This window comes from Pelagibius sp. (assembly GCF_965249265.1).
Lineage (GTDB): Bacteria > Pseudomonadota > Alphaproteobacteria > Kiloniellales > Kiloniellaceae > Pelagibius.
Genome location: NZ_OZ252224.1, coordinates 2654831 through 2675860 on the forward strand (window position 1 = coordinate 2654831; position 21030 = coordinate 2675860).

A 21030-nucleotide genomic window follows, 5' to 3' on the forward strand; every position below is an offset into this window, starting at 1 on the left:
CAACCGCGATGTCCGTAAAACTCGGCACCAATCCCATCGCCTGGTCGAACGACGACCTTGAGAGCCTGGGCGGCGAAACGCCTCTGGAAACCTGCTTGCGCGAAGCCAGCGCCGCCGGTTTCGTCGGCATCGAGATGGGCAACAAGTTCCCCCGCGACGCCGCCACTTTGGAGCCTCTGCTGGAAAACCACGACCTCTCGCTGGTCTCGGGCTGGTACTCCAGCCACCTGCTGACCCGCGACGTTGCGGCGGAGATCCAAGCGCTCGGCCCGCATCTTGCCCTGCTGAAGGCGATGGGTTGCGACCAACTGATTTTCGCCGAAACCAGCAACGCCATCCATGGCCGCCAGGAGATACCGCTTTCACAGAGTCCGGCAATTGAGGCCGCGGAAATGGAGGCCTTCGCCAAACGGGTCACCGCCGTGGCCGACCACGTCCGCGCCGAGGGGCTGCAACTGGCCTATCACCACCATGCCGGCACGGTGGTGGAGACCGGCGCCGAGATCGAAGCCTTTATGGCCGCGGCCGGTGAGTCGGTGGGACTGCTGCTCGACACCGGCCATGCAATCTTGGCCGGGGCCGATCCGGTCGCCCTTGCCCGCCGCTACGGATCGCGCATCACCCATGTGCATTGCAAGGATCTGCGCGCCGAGGTGCTGGATCAGGTCCGTGCCCAGAATATGAGCTTCCTCGACGCTGTGATCGCCGGAATTTTCACCGTGCCCGGCGACGGCTGTATCGACTTCCCCGCCGTGCTGGAGACCCTGCATAAGTGCGGGTATCAGGGCTGGTTGGTGGTGGAGGCCGAGCAGGACCCGGAGAAAGCCAACCCGGGCATCTATGCCGCCATGGGTCACAGCAACCTCGCCCGCTTCGCCGCGGAGGCCGGGCTCTGATGTTCGACACCTCGCATCCCTGGTTCGCCCCGCTTTACCGGCGGGTGCTGATCGTCGCCGTCTGCTTCCTCTGGCTGATTGTCGAGAGCATCGCCGACCAGCCGTTCTGGCAGATCATTTCCTTTGCCGTCCTGGCCTATGCCATCTGGGCCTTCCTTTATAAGTACGAACCGCCCAGCGATGGCAGCAACCACCAAGACTAACGCCTCACACTACAAGCCCTGACCAAGAGAGACCAGACATGCCCAATCTACTGGTGAAACCGCAAAGCCCCGATGCCGACGGCGAGGTCCTTTCCGTCTCGCCGGAGTCCGCCGGCTGGCGCCATGTCGGCTTCAAGGTCTTCAAGCTGAAACCCGGCCAGAGCCTGGAGCGGGAGACCGGCTCGGAAGAGGTCTGCCTGGTGCTGGTGACCGGCAAGGCGGATATCGAGACGGCCGGCCAGAGTTTTGCCGATCTGGGCGAGCGCATGTCGGTCTTCGAGGACAAGGCTCCCTATTCCGTCTATGTGCCCAACGGCGAGACTTACAAAGTGACGGCAAAAACCGAACTGGAACTGGCGGTCTGTTCCGCGCCCGGCAAGGGCGGTCATCCGGTGCGCCTCATCGCGCCGGAGGACGTCGGTTTCGAGGAACGCGGCAGCGGCACCAACCGCCGCCTGATCTACAACATTCTGCCGGAGACCGAGCCTGCCGACAGTCTCCTGGTCGTCGAGGTGATCACCCCCAACGGCAACTGGTCGAGCTATCCGCCGCACAAACACGACAGCGACAACATCCCCACGGAATCGAGCCTGGAGGAAACCTACTACCACCACCTCAACCCGCCCCAGGGCTTCGCCTTTCAGCGCGTCTACACCGATGACCGCAGCCTCGACGAAACCATGGCGGTGGAGGACGGCACCTGCGTGATGGTGCCGCGCGGCTACCACCCCGTCGATGCCCCGCACGGCTACGACCTCTACTACCTGAACGTCATGGCCGGCCCGATCCGCCAATGGCACTTCAAGAACGATCCGGCCCATGATTGGATTGTAAAGAAGTAGGCTCTGAGGGCAGGTCTTCACCGAGAATGAGCTGGGCGGCCTGATCGGCGGCGTCGCGGAAGGGCTGCAGGATCAGGTCGGCGCCACGGGTTGCCAGAGACTCGCCGTCCGCGCCGCGCTGGACCGTCACCGCGACACGGCCGGCAAAGCCGGCGGCCCGCAGCCCATCGATCATTCCCAGGCGCGCGTCCTCATGGGTGACGCCGGTTTCGTGTTCCGGGACCCCGGAAACCGCCCAACTTGCGCCCTTCAGGGGCAGGCTGGCGATGAACTCGGGGTCGGTGGCGTCGCCGTAGGCAACGTCCAGCCCCTGTTCGCGCCAGTCCTTCACCACGGCCGGGTTGAAGTCGACGCCAAGCACCTGAAGGCCGCGGTGACTGAGACGCTGCGCAATCGCGCCGCCGTAACGGCCGAGACCAAAGAGTATGACATCGTAGCGCCCGGAGGCCTCCCCCAGGTCGGCAACGGACTCGCGCGGCGTTTGGCTGCGTTCGAAGATGCCCAGAAAGGGCTCGAGCCAGGCAAAGAGGTGATGCGAATAGGTGATCATATAGGTCGAAAGCGAAATCGTGATCAGCCCGACCAGAGTGACCAGACCGAGGGTTTCCGCCCCGATATGGCCGAGCGAAACACCAACTGCCGCGAAGATCAGGGAAAACTCACTGATCTGCGCGACCGTTAGGCCGGCGAGGAAGCCGGTGCGCTTGCGGTACCCCATGGCCCCCATGATGATGAGGACAATCAGCGGGTTGCCGATAAGAACAAAGAGCGAGAAGACCAGTGCCGCCGGTATCTGCTCGTCCAGCAGAGAGAGATCGAGCCCCGCCCCCAGGGCAATGAAGAAGAAGAGCAGCAGAAAATCCCGCAGCGGCGCCAGCCGCGCCGCCAGTGCTTCGCGAAATTGGGTCGATGCCAGCGAGACGCCCGCGAGCAGCCCGCCGAGCTCCTTGCTGAAACCAAGATAGTCCCCGGCGGCGGCGAACAAGGCGGCCCAGCCGATCGCGAAGCAGACCATCAGTTCGGGTGCCTGGGCAAGGCGCTCCACCAGACGCTCCGCAGCAAAGCGGATGAAGAGACCGACCGCCAACAGCATGAGCGCACCATAGGCAAAAACAAGCGCCACATCCGTAAACGCCGAATCACTCTGGGCACCGGCGCCGATTCCCGACATCACGAGCATGGCCAGGACGACAACCAGATCCTGAACGATCAGGAAGCCGAGCGCCACGCGCCCATGGAGGGAGTCAATCTCCCGCTTGTCGGAGAGCAGCTTGACGATGATGATGGTGCTGGAGAAGGTCAGGGCGACGGCGACGTAGAGACTGGTCACGTAGCCCAACCCAAGCGCCAGGCCAAGCGCGAAACCGATGATCGAGGTGAATGCGACCTGTCCGAGACCCGTCGTGAGAGCCACCACACCCAGGGTCCGTACCAGCTTTACGTCGAGCTTGAGACCGACCAAAAACAGCAGCACCGCGATCCCCAACTCGGCCAGGAGATTGATCTGCTCGTCCGAGCGCGCGATGTCGAGCAGGGACGGTCCGGCAAGAATGCCGACGGCGATGAAACTGACAATCAGCGGCTGCTTCAGCAGTACACCGACCAGACCCACCGCCGCCGCCAGGACGAGAAGCGCGGCGACCTCGTAGAAAACAGAGACGGAAACGATTTCCAGCATCAAGTATCGCGCCGGCCCATCGGCGCCCTCCCAAGGGTTGCGCCCGGCCCGGCGCCGTTGGAACTGCCACGCCGGCCGGTCAGCCGCATGAGCAACTGCTTTTCGATCTCCAGAACCGTGAAGAGCGCGACGCCGACGCAAATGATCTCGACTCCATGGATGAAATCGACCGGGCGCGTGTCGAAGAAGGCTTCCATGAAAGGTGCATAGGTGAAAACGAGCTGCAGGGCCGTCACCACGGCAACGGCGACGAGCACCGCCCGCGTGCCCATGATGCCCTTCAGGGTCAAGGACGGCGCCCTCAGGTAGCGCACGCTGAACAGGTAGAAGACCTCCATGACGACCAGCGTATTGACCGCATAGGTGCGCGCCTCCTCCAGGCTGGCGCCATGGCTGCGCGTCCAAAGGAAGATCCCGAAGACCCCGGACACGAAGAGTGCCGAGACGAAGAAAATGCGCCACACGAGAAAGCCCGAGAGCATCGGCGCCCCGGCCGGCCGCGGCGGGCGTTTCATCACATCGGCCTCCGTCGGCTCGAAAGCCAAGGCAATGGCTAGGCCAACGGAGCTCACCATGTTGACCCAGAGGATCTGCAGGGGCGTGATCGGCAGGGTGTATCCCAGAAGAATAGCAATGATGATCGCGAAGGACTCGCCGCCGTTCACCGGCAACAGGAAGACAATCGCCTTCTTCAGATTGTCATAGACCGTTCGCCCTTCGCGCACCGCGGTGGCGATAGAAGCGAAATTATCGTCAGCCAAGACCATCTCCGCGGCTTCTTTGGCCGCTTCGGTACCGTTGCCGCCCATGGCCACGCCGACATCGGCGCGCTTGAGGGCCGGCGCATCGTTGACGCCGTCCCCCGTCATGGCAACGACCTGCCCGCCGGCCTGCAAGGCCTGCACCAGACGCAGTTTGTGCGCGGGACTGGTCCGCGCGAAGATGTCGACCTCGGCGGCCCGGCGCATCAGCGCCGTGTCGTCCAGGGAGTCCAGATCCGCGCCCGTCAACACATCGCGGTGGTTGGCGAGACCGAGCTGCCCGCCAATGGCGCGTGCCGTTTCTCCATGGTCGCCGGTGATCATCTTCACCTGAATACCGGCGGAGCGGCATTCGGCGACCGCCGCGACAGCCTCCTGCCTTGGCGGGTCGATCAGTCCAAACAGGCCCAGTAGGGTCATGTCCTTTTCAACATCGCCGAACCTGAGCTCACGGTGATCGGTGTCAACCGCTTTGGCGGCGACGGCCAGAACCCGCTGCCCCTGGGAAGCCATCTGGCTGATGCGGTCGTGCCAATACCCGGGATCAATCGGCGATTCGCCATCCGGCCCGCGTTGCCGTGTGCAGATCTCGATAACCTGTTCCGGCGCACCCTTCAGGTAAATCCAGCCCTGCCCCGCTTCGCCGTGGTGCAGCGTCGCCATGAAACGATGTTCTGCGTCGAAAGGAATCACATCGCTGCGCGGAAAAGACCGGGGTTCCAGGGCCGGGTCGAGACCGGCTTTGAGTCCGACCGTCAGCAGCGCACCCTCCATCGGATCGCCCTGCACTGTCCAGGCGCCGTCACGCTGCGTCAAGCTGGAGTCGTTGCACAGCAGCGCGCAACGGATGGCCGCCGAGAGCAGAGGGTGGTGTTCCGGCAGAATCTCGCGACCGTCGAGACTGAAGCCTCCGCGCGGCTCATAGCCGACGCCACCGACGTCGACGCTGTCGATGGTCGTGGCGATCCGGCACACCGTCATCTCGTTGCGCGTCATGGTACCGGTCTTGTCGGAGCAGATGATGGAAACCGAACCGAGGGTTTCGATCGCCGGCAGGCGGCGCACGATGGCGTTGCGCGATGCCATGCGCTGTACCCCGATGGCCAGAGTGACGGTCAGGATCGCCGGGAGCCCTTCGGGAATGGCCGCCACGGCGAGCCCGACGACGACCATGAACATCTCGACCGACGTGAAATCGCGAAGGGCCACGCCAAAAGCAAAAACGAGGCCCGCCATGGCGACCACCGCCACCGTCAGCCAACGGGCGAAAACGTTCATCTGACGCAGCAGCGGCGTGGACAGCCTTTCGACCTGGGTGAGCATGCCGCTGATGCGGCCGATCTCGGTACGCAGCCCGGTCTCGGCAACGACACCCGCAGCCTGACCGGCGACCACCAGGGTGCCGGCATAGGCCATGGAAGCGCGGTCGCCGAGGGGCGCCTCCTCGGGAACCGGCTGCAGCGCCTTGTCGACCGGAACCGACTCACCGGTCAGGGCCGCCTCCTGCAGTCTCAAACCCTTGACACGCGTCAGCCGGATGTCGGCCGGCACCTTGTCCCCCGGCTCCAGGATCACCAGATCGCCGGGCACCAGATCCTCGGCCGGGACCGTCATCCGCTGGCCCTGGCGCAAAACGGTCGCCGAAGGCGACAGCATCTGCCTGATGGCCTCCAGCGCCTTTGCTGCCTTGCCTTCCTGAACGAAACCGATGATCGCGTTGACGACCGCCACCGCCAATATGACCTGTGTGTCGACCCAATGGCCGAGCGCGGCGGTCAGCGCCGCGGCACCCAGGAGCACATAGATCAGCAGGTTATGGAACTGGGCGAGGAAGCGGCGCAGCGCGCTCGGACGCTTGGGTGCCGGCAAGCGGTTGGGGCCGTGTTCGGCGAGCCGCGCCTGCGCCTCTTCCGGCGTCAGACCGCTGGCCCGCCCTGCCCGGTCCGCCAGGACTTCCTCGGCGGTCAACGCGTGCCAGGACGGTGTCCCGCTCTGTTGGATCGCCGGTGCGGCCGGCAGTTTCTGCTGCTCGATAGCTGCCATGACGTCGCGCCTTCTCAAGTTCGCGATTCAGGGGCCGGCTTACCGAAGCCGGTCCCGACACTGTCAGCTCGATCAGTCTTTTTGATCCGGCTCGGGCTGCGTAGCGCGCGCGTTCACGAAGGCCTCAAGGTCCTTGGCGGCCACCCGGAAATCGCGGCCCAACCTCACGGCCCGCAGCTCACCCTCATGAATCCAGTTGCGGACAGTCGCTTCGCTGACTTTGAGAAGCTCCGCAATCTCGTGAGTGGTGAAGAACGGTCTGCTTAGCATCCTAAGCGCCTTATAGTTCAAACTGACGCATTTAAGCATCGTTGAATGCTATCTAAGCGTCTTTGACCCAAATCAATGCCATTAATCACTGTTGGGCACAAGCTTCCCAGAGTTACGACATCGCTCGTCGATGATCGAATAGGCCGAAGCCGACCAGCCCAGCGACGATCCTTTGGGTGACAAGAAACATCGGGAAACTGGTTCCAGCCGGGGAAAGCACTGAATGAAACGGTTCAAGAACATCCTCTATGTGGCCGATTCTTCTGGGATCGTCCCGCCAGCTTTTCATCATGCCGTTGCCTTGGCGGAGCGGAACGGGGCTCGCTTGACGGTGATCCTGGTGATGGAAAAGGTGCCCACCTATCTGAGCCGGCTGACGTCCCCATTGCTATGGCAAGCCCGCATTGAGCAGTTGCAGGCGTCGGTGGACCGGCTGACTGCCTGGGTGGCCGATCGGGTGGAGGTCGAGTCCAGAATCATTGAGGGAACGCCTTTTCTGGAGATCATTCGCGCGGTTCTGCGGAACCGCCACGACCTGGTCATCAAATCGACGGACAAAGACGTCGGCCCGGTTAGCTGGCTTTTCGGCTCTCTTGACATGCATCTGCTGCGCAAGTGCCCTTGCCCGGTATGGCTGATAAAGGCTGATGGACCGACGCCGATCCGGCGGGTGATGGCCTGTGTCGATTTCAGCGATCTCGATTCCGCAGGCAGTGATCCTGCCGAGCCTCTCAACCGCATGATCCTGGAGATGGGCGGATCGCTCGCCTCCTTCGAGCAAAGCGAGTTTCATGTTGTTCACGCCTGGGATGCCATCGGCGAAACGCTCATGAGAGGGGCGCGGGCCGGCGCCGACGAGGAAACGGTGGAGCGCTACGTCACCGACGTGCGCCAGCAGCACCGTCATTGGCTCAGCCGGCTCTTGGAGAAAGCAAGAAGCTGGCTCGGGTCGGAGGTCTACGATGCGGTCGAGCCCAAGACGCATCTGCCCAAAGGCCGGGCCGGCGAGATCATTTCAAGACTGGCGCAGGAGCTGGGCGTCGATGTTATCGTTATGGGAACCGTGGCCCGCACCGGCATTCCGGGCTTCGTCATCGGAAACACCGCCGAAAACGTACTCTACCAGATCGACTGTTCGGTGCTGGCCATCAAACCGCCGGGCTTCTTGACGCCGGTGACGCTGGACGAATGATCGGGGACGGCTTTGGCGTGGAAGAAGCAGGGCTGCTCAGTCCGCCACGGGCGCGGCTCTGCCTTGCAGAACCGGCGGCGTTGAAACGCCGATGGACGTTTTCTGGACTGTGGCTGTCGTATGGGCATAAATAGGGTGTTGAGAATCACCCTAAAGTCCTGCCATGGCTCGATATTCGATCTTTTCCCTGCTCAGCAACGCGCTGACCGGCAACCGCAACTGGGAGCGGGTCTGGCGTGCGCCGGAGCCTAAACCCGCCTATGACGTGATCATCGTAGGGGGCGGCGGACACGGCTTGGCGACGGCCTATTACCTGGCCAAGGAACACGGCATCACCAACGTGGCGGTGTTGGAAAAGGGCTGGCTGGGCAGCGGCAACATTGGGCGCAACACCACCATCGTGCGCTCCAACTACCTGTTGCCGCCGAATGCCCATTTTTACGAACATTCCATGAAGCTCTGGGAGGATCTCTCCCGGGACCTGAACTACAACGTGATGTTTTCTTCGCGCGGCGTGCTCAACCTGGCCCATACACCGGGCCAGATGGACAGCTACGCCCAGCGCGGCAATGCCATGCGGCTGCACGGCATCGATGCCGAACTGCTGGACCGTGACGAGGTCGCGAAGTTCGTGCCCGGGCTCGACGTATCGGCCCAGGCCCGCTTTCCCATCGCGGGCGGCTTGCTGCAACCGCGCGCCGGCACCGCCCGTCACGATGCGGTGGCCTGGGGCTATGCCTACGGCGCCGACAGCCGCGGCGTCGACATCATCGAGAACTGTGAAGTCACCGGCTTCCTGCGCGAAGGCGGCGCCATCACCGGCGTCGAAACCAGCCGCGGCACCATCCGCGCCGGCAAGGTTGGGGTCGCGGTGGCAGGCAACTCTTCCGTGGTTCTCGCCAAGGCCGGGCTCCGTGATCTGCCCATCGAAAGCCATGTGCTGCAGGCCTTCGTGTCGGAACCGCTGAAACCCCTGATCGACACCGTCGTCACCTTCGGCGCCGGGCATCTCTACATCTCCCAGTCCGACAAGGGCGGGCTGGTCTTCGGCGGCGATATCGACGGCTACAACTCCTATGCCCAGCGCGGCAACCTGCCAATCATCAAACACGTCGCCGCCGAGGCGGTGGCCATGTTCCCGAACCTGGCGCGCCTGCGTCTGGTGCGCCACTGGGGCGGCATCATGGATATGTCCATGGACGGCAGCCCGATCATCTGCAAGGGCCCGATCGAAGGCCTCTATATCAACGCCGGCTGGTGCTACGGCGGCTTCAAGGCAACGCCCGCTTCGGGCTGGTGCTTCGCTTCCACCATCGCCAACGACCAGGCCCATGCGCTGAACGCCGCCTTCACCCTTGAACGCTTCTGCCAGGGCCGCGTCATCGACGAGCGCGGCGCCGGCCCGCAACCCCGTCTGCACTGACGGGCGAAGGAAGACAATTATGCTGATCCCCTGCCCCCACTGCGGCCCGCGCGATGTCGGCGAATTCACCTACGGCGGTGACGCGACAAAGGAGCGTCCGGATCCCGGAAGCGCCGGCGCCGCCGAGTGGTGCGACTACGTCTTCCAGCGCGAGAATCCACGCGGCACGCACCTGGAGTACTGGCATCACGCCCAGGGCTGCCGGCTTTGGCTGAGGGTCCGCCGCGATACCGTCACCCACAAAATCGAGGCGGCGGAGATTGTCGGCCCCTGGGCCGCTGCGACGGTACGTGAGACCGGGAACGATGAGGGGCAGGACGTGGCATGAGCGGCTACCGCCTCACTTCCGGCGGCCACATCGACCGCAGCCGGCCTCTGACCTTCACGTTCGATGGCAAACGCTACCAGGGTTTCGCCGGCGACACCCTGGCCTCCGCCCTCCTGGCCAACGGTGTCGACATCCTGGGCCGCAGTTTCAAGTACCACCGTCCGCGCGGTCTCTTTTCGGCGGGTGTCGAAGAGCCCAACGCCATGGTGACCCTGCGCAGCGGTGCGCGGACCGAGCCGAATTGCAAGGCACCCGTGGTGGAACTCTTCGAGGGGTTGGAGGCCCGGAGCCAGAACCGTTGGCCGAGCCTGGGTTTCGACATCATGGCGGTGAACGGGTTGGCCGGGCCACTGTTCTCCGCCGGGTTCTACTACAAGACCTTCATGGGACCGACCCGCAAGGCCTGGATGCTCTATGAGCACTTCATCCGCAAGGCGGCAGGCATGGGTGCCGGTACTCAACTCGCGGACCCGGACCACTACGAAGAGACCAACGCCTTCTGCGATGTCCTGATCGCCGGAGGCGGTCCGGCTGGGCTCATGAGCGCTTTGGCGGCGGCACAAAGCGGTGCGCGGGTTGTCCTGGCCGACGACCAGATGGAGATGGGCGGCAGCCTGCGGAGCACGCCCCTGACGGTCGGCGAAACCGATGGCGATGCCTGGTGCCGCTCGGCTTTGGCGGTTCTCTCCATGCTGCCCAATGTGACCCTGCTGCCCCGCACCACGGTCTACGGCTACTACGACGACAATACCTTCGGTGCGGTGGAACGGGTTGCCGATCATCTTCCGGTTCCAGGCGAAGCGATGCCGCGCCAGCGCCATTGGACGATCCGCGCAACGCGTCTGGTGATCGCCGCCGGTGCCATAGAACGGCCGCTGGTCTTCGCCGGTAACGACAAGCCGGGGGTCATGCTGGCCGATGCAGTACGGGTCTATGCCGAACGCTATGGCGTCGCGGCGGGCCAAAGGGTCGCTCTCTTTGCCAACAACGACGGCGCCTATCGGACAGTCGAAGCTCTTGCACAAGCCGGAGTGACTGTCGTGGCCGTGATCGATCCGCGTCCGGACATCGGCGCCCGGGCCGAGGCCGCGGTGGAGGCTTCCGGCGCGGAACTTCTAACCGGCCAAGTCGTCACCTCTGCCAGAGGCGGGCGGCGGCTGACGGCCATAGAGGTTACGCCTTTCGATCCGGCGAGCGGCGTGCAGGATGCCCTGCCCCGCAGCATTGCGTTAGACTGCCTTGCGGTCAGTGGTGGCTGGACCCCGACCATCCACTTGGCCAGTCAGGCCAGCGGCCCGGCACGCTGGAACGAAGACCTCGCCGCCTTCCTGCCCGGCGATCCATTGCAGCCCTGGCAGGCGGTGGGGGCCTGTAACGGCGAGTTCCCCACCGCGGCCTGTCTGGCTGCCGGCATCCAGGCTGGAGCGGAAGCGGCCCGCGCCTGCGGCTTCACCCCCAGCCCGATTTCAGTCCCGGCAGTCGACGCCGAGATCGTCTGCGATTCCATCCTGCCGCTTTGGGATGCCAGGCCCACAGGTCATAAGGGGGCGGGCGGCAAAGGGAAGGCTTTCGTCGACCTGCAGCACGACGTAACGGCCTCGGATGTCAGCCTCGCTCACCGCGAGGGTTTCCGCTCCGTCGAACACCTGAAGCGCTATACGACGCTGGGCATGGCGACCGACCAGGGCAAGACCTCCAACATGGCGGGCCTGGCCCTTATGGCCCACGAGCGTGGCCTGACCATCCCGGAGGTCGGCACCACCCGATTTCGCCCGCCTTACACGCCGATCGCCCTGGGCGCCCTGGCCGGGCAGGCGCGCGGCGCTCACTTCCGACCGCTGCGGCGTACGCCGATGCACGACTGGCACCTGGCTGCAGGCGCCGACATGATGGAAGTCGGTCTTTGGCAGCGTCCGCGGGTTTACCGCCGTGATGGCGAGAGCGTCGAGCAGGCCTACATCCGTGAGGCGCGGCAAGTGCGTCAAAGCGTCGGCATCGTCGATGTCTCGACCCTCGGCAAGATCGACGTGCAGGGACCAGACGCCGCCGAGTTCCTCAACCGCGTTTACTCCAATGGCTTCCTGAAGCTGCCCGAAGGCAAGGCGCGTTACGGTCTCATGCTGCGCGAGGATGGTTTTCTCTGGGACGACGGGACCACCTGGCGCCTCGGCAAACACCGCTTCCTCATGACCACCACCACAGCCAACGCCGCAACGGTTCTGGCTCAACTCGAATTTCTGCTCGCTGCGGTCTGGCCTACGTTGAAGGTGGCCGTCACGTCGGTCAGCGAGCAGTGGGCGGCCATGGCCGTCTCCGGCCCGAAGACCCGCGACGTGCTGAGCGCTGTGCTCGACGACATCGACATGTCCAACGAGGCCTTTCCCTTTATGGGCGTACGCGAAGGTCATCTCGACGGGGTTCCGGTGCTGGTCGCCCGGCTCAGTTTCTCCGGCGAACTGGCCTACGAGGTCTATTGCGGCGCCCACTGTGGCGACGCGGTCTGGCGCAAGATCATGGCCGCCGGGGCAGCCTACGACATCGTCGCCTACGGCCTGGAAGCCCTGGGTACCCTGCGCATTGAAAAGGGCCATGTTGCCGGCCCCGAATTGGACGGGCGCACGACGGCGGAAGACCTTGGCCTCGGCGGCATGGCTTCGCGCAAGAAAGACTATATCGGCAGCGCCATGATGGACCGCGAGGGCCTGGTCGACGAAAACAGAATGAAGCTGGTCGGTCTGATCTCCCGCGACGGTCAGCCGGTGCGGTCAGGCTCTCACCTCGTCCTGGCGAACGGCGAGAGCCCGCCACGCAGCCTCGGCCATGTCACCTCCTCCACCTACAGCCCGGCGCTGGAGAAGTACATTGCCCTCGGCCTGCTGGAGGACGGGCCCAACCGGATCGGCGAAGCGCTGGTCGCCACTTACCCTTTGAAGGGCCACAATGTGGACGTCGAGGTGGTGTCCTCCCACTTCTTCGACCCGGAGGGGAGTCGCATGCATGTCTGACCTTCTCTCTCCGCTTAAAGGGCACAGCGAACCCCGGGTCGTCGCTTCGCAAGGAGATCCCGGCGTGGTGTTGATGGAGCGGCAGATTGTCAGTCTGGTGCAGGTCGCCGCCTGGCCCGACACGCTGGCTCAAGTGGAACAAGCCGTCGCCACCGTAACCCACTGCGCAATGCCGGAGCGCCCGAGCGGCTCGACGGCACGGGACGCCACAGCCATCATGGCCGTCGGTCCCGGACGCTACCTGATAGAGAGCGACGACCCCGGCTTGCCGACAAAACTGACAACGGCCATCGGAGCGGATCTTGGTGCCGTGACCGATCTCAGCCACGCCCGCAGCGCCGTTCGCATCAGCGGCCCGAAAGCCACCTGGGTGCTGTCCAAGGGTCTCGCCATCGATCTGCATCCCGAGGCCTTCCCTTCCCTGGATGTGGCCCAGTCGGCAATCCATGAGGTCGGTGTGTTGGCGCGCCGTCTTTCCGAAGACAGCTTTGACCTTTATGTCTTCCGCGGCTTCGCGTTATCCTTCTGGGAGTGGCTGACCGAAGCGGCGGCGGAAACCGGTTATCGCGTCGACCCGCCCGGCAGCGCCTGAATCAGATCAAAGGGACCCGCATGGGACGTCTGGAGGGAAAGCGCGCCATCATCACCGGTGGCGGCAACGGGATCGGCGCGGCGGCGGCACTGCGCTTCGCCGAGGAAGGCGCGAAGGTCGCCATTCTGGAAGTCAAGAAAGATGCCGGGGAACGCAGCGCCGCCGCCGTGGAAGCGGCGGGCGGCGAATGCCTCTTCCTGGAGTGCGACATCACCCAGCCCGATGCGCTTGAGGCAACCATCAACAAGGCTGTCACCCACTTCGGCGGGATGGAGATCCTCTACAACAACGCCGGCGGCGCGACGGCCCAGGACGGCAGTTTTCTGGATGTACCGCTGGATGAGTTCTGGCGCACCATCTCCGTGGATCTCTACGGCACGTTTCTGGCCAGCCGTTTTGCGGTACCGCACATCCGTGACGCCGGCGGCGGCTCGGTGATCAACACCTCCTCAATCCGCGCCATGAAAGGCACCCGCGGCGCTGATGCTTACACCTCGGCCAAAGGCGGGGTCATCACCCTGACCAAGGCCATGGCCCTGCAATGCGCGCCGATGAACATCCGCGTGAATGCCATCTCGCCCGGCGCGGTGTTGACGGAGCGGACCCGTGGCTTTGGCATGAAGGGCGACGACGACCGCGGCAACGCCGTCAGGCCGCTGCGCACCGGCCACCCGCCGGAAATCGCGGAGATGGCCCTCTTCCTGGCTTCCGACGAGGCCAGCCTCGTGAACGGCGCAATCATCCCCGTCGACAGCGGCGCTTGCGCGTTTTAGCCCGCAATAAAAGGAAGTGATGACTTGATCAGGCTTTCCAGTCCGATCCCGGTTCTAAGGATCTTCGATGAGGCGAAGGCCCGAGAATTCTATGTCGATTGGCTCGGCTTCACCGTCGATTGGGAGCATCGCTTCGGCGACAACTTTCCGATCTACCTGCAAATGTCCCGGGGCCACTGCGTCATTCATCTGTCGGAGCATCACGGCGATGCCACCCCTGGCGCTCACCTACGTGTCGACTGCGACGACATCGATGGTTTTGTCTCCGAGCTTAGCGCAAAGGACTACAAGTACGCCAAACCGGGGGAGCCGGAGGAGAAGCCCTGGGGAACGCGCGAGATCACCTTGACCGACCCCTTCAGCAACCGCCTCACTTTCTCCGGACCGTCGGCATAAGGAAGCGTACAACCGTCATGCTCGGGTCTGCCCAGAGGGTGACAGGGAAAAGAGGTTTCAGTCGCCCCGCAGCTTGGCGATTTCCGTCAGCAGGCCCAGGGTCGAGGCATCGCGGCCGGCAATGGCGGCTTCGCCTTTGATCATGGGCAGGATCTGGCCGGCCAACTGCTTGCCCAGTTCGACGCCCCACTGGTCGAAGGAATTGATGTCCCAGATGATGCCCTGAACGAAGACCTTGTGTTCGTAGAGGGCAATCAGGCGGCCGAGAGTCCGGGGATCGAGCTTGCGGTAGAGCAAGGTGTTGCTCGGCCGGTTGCCGGAGAAGACCTTGTGCGGGGTTAAAGCTTCGATTTCCGCCAGGCTCTTGCCGGAAGCGGCGAGTTCCGCCCGCGCCTCCTCCACAGTCTTGCCGCGCATCAGCGCCTCGCTCTGGGCCAGACAGTTGGCCAGCAGGATCGCATGATGGTCGCCCATCTGTTCCTGCGGCTCCGCCGCCACCAGAAAGTCGCAGGGAATGACGTCGCTGCCCTGGTGAATCAATTGATAGAAGGCATGCTGGCCGTTGGTGCCCGGCTCGCCCCAGACCACCGGGCCGGTGGCGGTGGCGACAGGCGCGCCGGAGAGCGTGACGCTCTTCCCATTCGATTCCATGTCGAGCTGCTGCAGATAGGCGGCAAAGCGCTCCAGGCGCTGGTCGTAAGCCAAGACCGCATGGGCACCGTAGTCCCAGAGGTTGCGGTACCAGATTCCCATCAGCGCCAGAATCACCGGCATGTTCTGCCGCAGGGGCGCGGAGCGGAAATGGTTATCCATCTCGTGCGCGCCTTGCAGAAACTCTTTGAAGCGTTCCGGACCGACGGCGATCATCACCGGCAGGCCGATGGCCGACCAGACCGAGTAACGGCCGCCGACCCAGTCCCAGAAACCGAAGGCCCGGGCCGGGTCGATGCCGAAAGCGGCGACGGCTTCGAGGTTGGTCGAAATCGCCGCAAAGTGGGCGCTCACCGCCGCCTCGCCCAGGGCCGACACCAGCCAGCCCCGCGCCGAATGCGCGTTGGTCATGGTCTCCTGGGTCGTGAAGGTCTTCGAGGCGACAAGGATCAGCGTCGACCTGGGATCGAGCCCCTTTAGCGTGTCATGCAGATGGGCGCCGTCGACGTTGGAGACGAAGTGACAGCGCAGACCGTCCTGAACGTATGGCGAGAGCGCGCGTGTCACCATGGCCGGTCCCAGGTCCGATCCGCCGATTCCGATGTTCACGATGTCTGTGAAACGCTCCCCACCGGCTCCAGTCATTGTGCCGGCGCGCACGCCTTCGGCAAAGGCCATCATCGCCTCCAGCACGCTGCGCACGTCCGGCATGACATCGCGGCCGTCGACGGTGACCGGTGAGTCCGAGCGGTTGCGCAAAGCCGTGTGCAGCACCGCCCGACCCTCGGTCACATTGATTTTCGCGCCGGTAAACATCCGCTCCCGCGCCGCCTCTAGCCCGGCGGCCTCCGCCAAGGCGATCAGCTTGTCCAGGGTCTCCGGCAGAATGCGGTTCTTCGAATAGTCGAGCAGAAGATCATCGAACCTCAGCGAAAAGCGCTCGAAACGCTCCGGATCTTCTGCAAAGAGATCACGCAAAGCGTGTTTCTCCAGCACCGCCTGATGCTCGAGAAGATCCTGAAAAACCGCCTGAACCGCCGCCGCCATATCTCTGTTTTCCCTAAGCTTTGATTCCCGCTGCGTCGCGGGCCAGATCCTCTATCTCATTCCAGGCGCCCGCCGCAACTTTGTCCGCCGGCGCCACCCAGGAGCCGCCGACACAGATGACATTGGGTAGAGCAAGATAGCGCCCGGCGGTATCCCGGCTGATCCCGCCGGTCGGACAGAAGCGGATCGCCGCCAACGGCGAGGCCAGCGACTTCAGATAGGCGGCACCGCCGGCCGGTTCAGCAGGGAAAAACTTCTGAAACGTATAGCCTTGCTCCAGCAGCGTCATGGCTTCGGACGCCGAGGCCGAGCCGGGCAGCAACGGCACCGGGCAGTCGGCAACGGCGGCAATCAGTCCCGGTGATGCACCGGGCGACACCATGAAGCGGCAACCCGCTGAAACGGCCTGGGAAACCTGATCGGCGGTCAATACCGTCCCTGCGCCGACCACAGCGCCCTCGACCTCCGCGGCAATGGCACGGATCGATTCCAGGGCCGCCGCGGTACGGAAAGTCACTTCGATGGCCTTCAGCCCACCGGCCACCAGGGCCCGCGCCAAGGGCACCGCGGTGGCTGCATCGTCAATCACCAGCACCGGGACCACCGGTGCCAGTTCGAGGACCTCTTGGATCCCCGCTTGCTTCTCACTCATACATCAGCTCCAAAAACATGGGCGCCGAGATCGGCCGGTCCGGCCGCCGCCCGGAAGGGGGCGAAGAGTTCGCGGCCCAGACCAAAATGACTCTCCGTCAGATCCTCAGTGACGGCCTCGCGGGCCTGCCAATCCTCGGCGGAAACACCCACCACCGTCAGGCTGCCGGCAACGGCATCGAGGCGCAGCATGTCGCCGTCGCGCAGCTTGGCGATGGGCCCGCCGACCGCAGCCTCCGGCGTCACATGAATGGCCGCCGGCACCTTGCCCGAAGCGCCGGACATTCGCCCGTCGGTTACCAGCGCAACCTTGAAGCCGCGGTCCTGCAGCACACCCAACGGCGGCGTCAGCTTGTGAAGCTCCGGCATGCCGATAGCCTGCGGTCCCTGAAAGCGGACCACGGCAATGAAGTCTTTTTCCAGTTCACCGGCCTTGAAAGCCGCCATGAGGTCATCCTGGGAATGAAAAATCACTGCCGGCGCTTCGATGACGTGACGTTCCGGTTTCACGGCGGAGATCTTGATCACCGCCTTGCCGAGATCGCCGTCCAGCATCTTCAGGCCGCCGTTGGCGGAAAAGGCCTTGGCGGCGGGCGCCAGTACTGTCTCGTCGTGGCTTTTCGCGGCGCCGGGCTGCCAGGTAACGGTCCCGTCTTCGCTCAGCTTCGGTTCCTGGCGATAAAGGTCGAGCCCCTGTCCCCAGACCGTTGTGACATCGCCATGCAGCAGCCCGGCATCGAGCAGTTCGGAGATCAGGAAGCCCATGCCGCCCGCCGCCTGGAAGTGATTCACATCGGCCAGGCCATTGGGATAGATCCGGCAGAGCAGCGGGACTACGTCCGAAAGGTCTGAAAGGTCATCCCATGTCAGTGTGATACCGGCCGCCGCCGCCATGGCCACCAGATGCATGGCGTGATTGGTGGAACCGCCGGTGGCATGCAGCCCGACGACGCCGTTCACCACAGCCCGCTCGTCGATCATCTCTCCGACCGGCGTATAGGCATTGCCGAGTGCGGTAATCGCCAAGGCGCGCTTGGTCGCCTCCACCGTCAAGGCATCGCGCAGCGGCGTGTTGGGATTGATGAAGGAAGCACCGGGCAGGTGCAGCCCCATGATCTCCATCAGCATCTGGTTGGAATTGGCGGTCCCGTAAAAGGTGCAGGTGCCGGGCCCGTGGTAGGACTTGGATTCCGCTTCCAGCAACTCGTCGCGGCCGATCTTGCCCTCGGCATAGAGCTGACGGATGCGTGCTTTCTCGTCGTTGGGCAGACCGGATGTCATCGGCCCCGCGGGCACGAAAATCGCCGGCAGATGCCCGAAAGAGAGGGCTGCGATCACCAGGCCCGGTACGATTTTGTCGCAGACACCCAGGAAGACCGCGGCATCGAACATGTTGTGGGAGAGGCCGACGGCCGCCGACATGGCGATGACGTCGCGGGAGAAAAGCGAAAGCTCCATACCGGGCTGGCCCTGAGTGACGCCGTCGCACATCGCCGGCACCCCAGCCGCCACCTGGGCGACGCCACCGGCATCGCGCGCCGCCTGTTTGATCTTCTCCGGAAAGACCTCGAAGGGCTGATGGGCGGAAAGCATATCGTTGTAGGCAGTGACGATGGCCAGGTTCGGCACCACGTCGCCTTTCAGGGCTGCCTTGTCCGAGAGGCCGCAGGCGGCGAAACCATGGGCCAGGTTGCCGCAGGAAAGAGTCGAACGCCGCGGTCCGCTTTCCCCCGCCCGCCGCAAACGGTCGAGATAGGCGGTCCTCTTTGCCCTACTGCGGACCCGCAGACGCTCGGTCACCTCGGCCACGCGGTCATGAAGGGTCATCGATCGTCTCCTCGTTTTGCTGGCAGTGTCATCAGGCTCAAGGACACCAATAGACCTGCAGCTTTGCATCGGGGTGACGAAGCACAGCGCGCACCGGCAAGGCTTCGACGTCACCCGGCTGCGACGCCTGTTCCAGCACCGCGGCCTTCTCCACCCCCTCAATATGAAGATAAACGGCCCTCGCCCCCGCGACCACGGGCAAAGTCAGGGTTATGCGCGGTTCCCCCGCCCCTGCGGCGCGCATCGGCAGCACCAGGGCCTCGCCCTCAGGGTTCAGAGCTTCGCCCAAACGGTCGCCGCCGGGAAAAAAGGACGCCGTATGTCCATCAGCCCCCATCCCCAGAACGGCGGCATCGAAAGGCTGCGGCAAGGCATCGATCCGCCCGCCGATTTCCGCGAGGCCGGCCTCCGGATCCCCGGCTTCATTGACAAGGCCGACAAAGCGCGCCGCGGCCGCCCGGCCCTGAAGCAGTCCGCGCCGGACGAAGCCTTCGTTGGAGCGCTCGTGGCTCGGGGGCACCCAGCGCTCATCGATCAGGGTGATCGTGACCTTTCCCCAGTCCAACGCCTTGGACGCCAAGACGGCGAAGAAACGGCCGGGGGTACGTCCGCCGGAAACCGCCAGCGTAGCCTGCCGCCGCAATTCGATCCCGCGGCGCAGATCGGCGGCGACAGCCTCGGCCAAACCCTCCGCCAAGGCGTCGCCATCCGGAAAGTCCCGCCTCTGCGGCGTCGCAGCCGTCACCGCGATTCCTCGTGCCAGGTACGGCCGTCCCGTTCGATCAGCGCGACCGAGGCGCTGGGGCCCCAGGTCCCGGCGGTGTAGGACTTCGGCGCCTCACCGCCGGCCTTCCAGGCTTCCAGGATAGGGTCGACCCACTGCCAGGCGGCATCGACCTCGTCACGGCGCATGAACAGGGTCGGATTGCCGCGGATGACATCCATCAGCAGGCGCTCGTAAGCGTCGGGATTGCGGCTGTCGAAGGCCTGGGCGAAGGACATGTCGAGCGGCACTTGCTTCAGGCGCATGCCGCCCGGCCCCGGGTCCTTGATCATCAGCCAGAGCTTCACGCCCTCGTCCGGCTGCAGGCGGATCACCAGGTGGTTGGCCGCAATGGACCCCGCGCCGCTGCCGAAGATCGAGTGCGGAATTGGGTGGAAAGCCACGACGATTTCCGAAACCCGATCCGCCAGACGTTTGCCGGTGCGCAGATAAAACGGCACCCCGGCCCAGCGCCAGTTGGCGATCTCGGCCTTCAGGGCAACGAAAGTCTCGGTCGCCGAGCTATCGCCATCGAGCTCGTCCTGATAGGCGGGAACCGCGCCGCCGGCGGAGGCGCCGGCGGCGTACTGGCCCCGCACGGTCATGCGCTCCATGTTGTCGCCGGTAATCGGCACCAAGGCCTTCAGGACCTTGAGTTTTTCATCGCGCACCGCGTCGGCATCCATCGACATCGGCGCTTCCATGGCCACCAGGCAAAGCAACTGAAGGATATGGTTCTGCACCATGTCGCGTAGCGCCCCGGCGGTGTCGTAATAACCCCCACGCCCCTCGACCCCGATGTTCTCCGCCACCGTGATCTGGACATGATCGATGTGGGCCGCATTCCACAGCGGCTCGAAAAGCGCATTTGCAAAGCGCAGCGCCATCAGGTTCTGCACCGTCTCCTTCCCCAGATAATGGTCGATGCGATAGATCTGATGTTCGTCGAAGACAGCGCCAACCGCCGCGTTGACCGCCTGTGCGGTTTCGAAGTCCTTGCCGATGGGCTTTTCGATCACGACCCGGGTTTCGGCATTCATCAGCCCGTGGCGGCCGATGTTGGCGCAGATCGGCCCGAAAAGCTCCGGATTGACCGCTAGGTAGAAGGCGCGCACGAATTCGCCGCCGCCGGAGAGCTTCTCTTTGAGTTCACCCCAGCCCGCCTCGCCGGTACCGTCAACGGCCGTGTAGCAGACCCGGTTGAGGAAATGCTCGACGGCCTCCGGCGTCCGGTCCTCGGCGGCGACAAAGCGTTCGATGGCATCGCGGGTGGCATTGCGAAAGGCCTCGGCGGACATGTCTCTGCGGGAAACGGCCAGAATGCGGCTCGGCCCGACGATCTGTCCGGCACAGTCGCGGTGGAACAACGCCGGCAGCAGCTTCCGGTAGGACAAGTCACCGGTGCCGCCGAAAACGATCAGCTCGAAGGGATCGACGGGAATGGTCTGTGCAGTCAATGCGGAATTCCGGGAACTGAGAGATGGAGGACTGAGCCGCCGGCTGCGGAAACTTCGACAGGGCTGTCAGGCATCACAGCGCCGCGGCACTAACTCAATCTTGTTGATGAAACGCGCCTTTCATACCCGATTGGACCCCTCCTTGCCAATGGTGGTTTTTGCGCCGCAACAAAACGCAGAGCGGATATTGATGAAAGGCCCCCGGGAAACCATCTCTTTTCCAACAGGTTGG

Annotated in this window: 18 protein-coding genes; 10 read left to right on the forward strand and 8 right to left on the reverse strand. The window is 64.2% G+C overall.

Annotated elements, in window-relative coordinates; translation table 11 throughout:
- Positions 1-8 precede the first annotated feature (8 nt).
- The 3 genes from iolE to iolB are packed head-to-tail and all read left to right on the forward strand — an operon-like array spanning position 9 to position 1941.
- On the forward strand, positions 9-896 hold the full coding sequence (gene iolE, locus ACP146_RS12690) for a myo-inosose-2 dehydratase (RefSeq protein ID WP_422367123.1): 888 nt from the start codon (positions 9-11) through the stop codon (positions 894-896).
- Positions 896-1099, forward strand: coding sequence for a hypothetical protein (locus ACP146_RS12695; protein WP_422367124.1), 204 nt, complete (start codon positions 896-898; stop codon positions 1097-1099). The genes iolE and ACP146_RS12695 overlap by 1 nt, the downstream gene beginning before the upstream one ends.
- A 38-nt stretch (positions 1100-1137) precedes the next feature.
- Positions 1138-1941, forward strand: coding sequence for a 5-deoxy-glucuronate isomerase (gene iolB, locus ACP146_RS12700; RefSeq protein WP_422367125.1), 804 nt, complete (start codon positions 1138-1140; stop codon positions 1939-1941).
- Here iolB and ACP146_RS12705 read toward each other — a convergent pair.
- The 3 genes from ACP146_RS12705 to ACP146_RS12715 form a co-directional block, all read right to left on the reverse strand.
- Positions 1901-3619 carry a cation:proton antiporter gene (locus ACP146_RS12705; protein WP_422367126.1) on the reverse strand — a complete coding sequence of 573 codons (1719 nt, stop codon included), beginning with the start codon at positions 3617-3619 and terminating at the stop codon, positions 1901-1903. The two genes, iolB and ACP146_RS12705, sit on opposite strands and share 41 nt — an antisense overlap.
- Complete coding sequence (locus tag ACP146_RS12710; protein ID WP_422367127.1) at positions 3619-6423, reverse strand: cation-transporting P-type ATPase; 2805 nt, start codon at positions 6421-6423, stop codon at positions 3619-3621. Before ACP146_RS12710 ends, ACP146_RS12705 begins: the two co-directional genes overlap by 1 nt.
- Positions 6424-6495: 72 nt before the next feature.
- Positions 6496-6693, reverse strand: a complete 198-nt coding sequence (locus ACP146_RS12715) for a helix-turn-helix domain-containing protein (RefSeq protein ID WP_422367128.1) — start codon at positions 6691-6693, stop codon at positions 6496-6498.
- Positions 6694-6916: 223 nt separating this feature from the next.
- Here ACP146_RS12715 and ACP146_RS12720 point away from each other — a divergent pair, with 223 nt between their 5' ends.
- The 7 genes from ACP146_RS12720 (at position 6917) to ACP146_RS12750 (ending at position 14402) form a co-directional block, all read left to right on the forward strand.
- Positions 6917-7885 (forward strand): universal stress protein, encoded by a 969-nt coding sequence (locus ACP146_RS12720; protein ID WP_422367129.1) that lies wholly within the window; start codon positions 6917-6919, stop codon positions 7883-7885.
- A 163-nt stretch (positions 7886-8048) separates the two neighbouring features.
- Entirely contained in the window at positions 8049-9308 is a 1260-nt protein-coding gene (locus ACP146_RS12725; protein ID WP_422367130.1) for a sarcosine oxidase subunit beta family protein, read from the forward strand.
- A 19-nt stretch (positions 9309-9327) separates the two neighbouring features.
- On the forward strand, positions 9328-9636 hold the full coding sequence (locus ACP146_RS12730) for a sarcosine oxidase subunit delta (protein WP_422367131.1): 309 nt from the start codon (positions 9328-9330) through the stop codon (positions 9634-9636).
- Entirely contained in the window at positions 9633-12641 is a 3009-nt protein-coding gene (locus ACP146_RS12735; protein ID WP_422367132.1) for a sarcosine oxidase subunit alpha family protein, read from the forward strand. Before ACP146_RS12730 ends, ACP146_RS12735 begins: the two co-directional genes overlap by 4 nt.
- Positions 12634-13233 (forward strand): sarcosine oxidase subunit gamma, encoded by a 600-nt coding sequence (locus ACP146_RS12740; RefSeq protein WP_422367133.1) that lies wholly within the window; start codon positions 12634-12636, stop codon positions 13231-13233. The genes ACP146_RS12735 and ACP146_RS12740 overlap by 8 nt, the downstream gene beginning before the upstream one ends.
- A gap of 20 nt (positions 13234-13253) precedes the next feature.
- Positions 13254-14006: an SDR family NAD(P)-dependent oxidoreductase gene (locus ACP146_RS12745; protein WP_422367134.1), complete on the forward strand. Its 753-nt coding sequence runs from the start codon at positions 13254-13256 to the stop codon at positions 14004-14006.
- 24 nt (positions 14007-14030) lie between these two features.
- Positions 14031-14402, forward strand: a complete 372-nt coding sequence (locus tag ACP146_RS12750; protein WP_422367135.1) for a glyoxalase superfamily protein — start codon at positions 14031-14033, stop codon at positions 14400-14402.
- Between the two features lie 57 nt (positions 14403-14459).
- Here ACP146_RS12750 and pgi read toward each other — a convergent pair whose 3' ends face one another.
- Genes pgi through zwf form a run of 5 tightly spaced genes read right to left on the reverse strand, consistent with a single transcriptional unit; the run spans position 14460 to position 20798 of the window.
- Positions 14460-16100 (reverse strand): glucose-6-phosphate isomerase, encoded by a 1641-nt coding sequence (pgi, locus tag ACP146_RS12755; protein WP_422367136.1) that lies wholly within the window; start codon positions 16098-16100, stop codon positions 14460-14462.
- Between the two features lie 13 nt (positions 16101-16113).
- A complete protein-coding gene (eda, locus tag ACP146_RS12760) occupies positions 16114-16752 on the reverse strand; it encodes a bifunctional 4-hydroxy-2-oxoglutarate aldolase/2-dehydro-3-deoxy-phosphogluconate aldolase (protein WP_422367137.1) in 639 nt (212 codons plus the stop codon).
- Positions 16749-18578: a phosphogluconate dehydratase gene (gene edd / locus ACP146_RS12765; RefSeq protein WP_422367138.1), complete on the reverse strand. Its 1830-nt coding sequence runs from the start codon at positions 18576-18578 to the stop codon at positions 16749-16751. The genes eda and edd overlap by 4 nt, the downstream gene beginning before the upstream one ends.
- 37 nt (positions 18579-18615) lie before the next feature.
- A complete protein-coding gene (pgl, locus tag ACP146_RS12770; protein ID WP_422367139.1) occupies positions 18616-19323 on the reverse strand; it encodes a 6-phosphogluconolactonase in 708 nt (235 codons plus the stop codon).
- A complete protein-coding gene (zwf, locus tag ACP146_RS12775; RefSeq protein ID WP_422367140.1) occupies positions 19320-20798 on the reverse strand; it encodes a glucose-6-phosphate dehydrogenase in 1479 nt (492 codons plus the stop codon). Before zwf ends, pgl begins: the two co-directional genes overlap by 4 nt.
- Between the last annotated feature and the right edge of the window lie 232 nt (positions 20799-21030).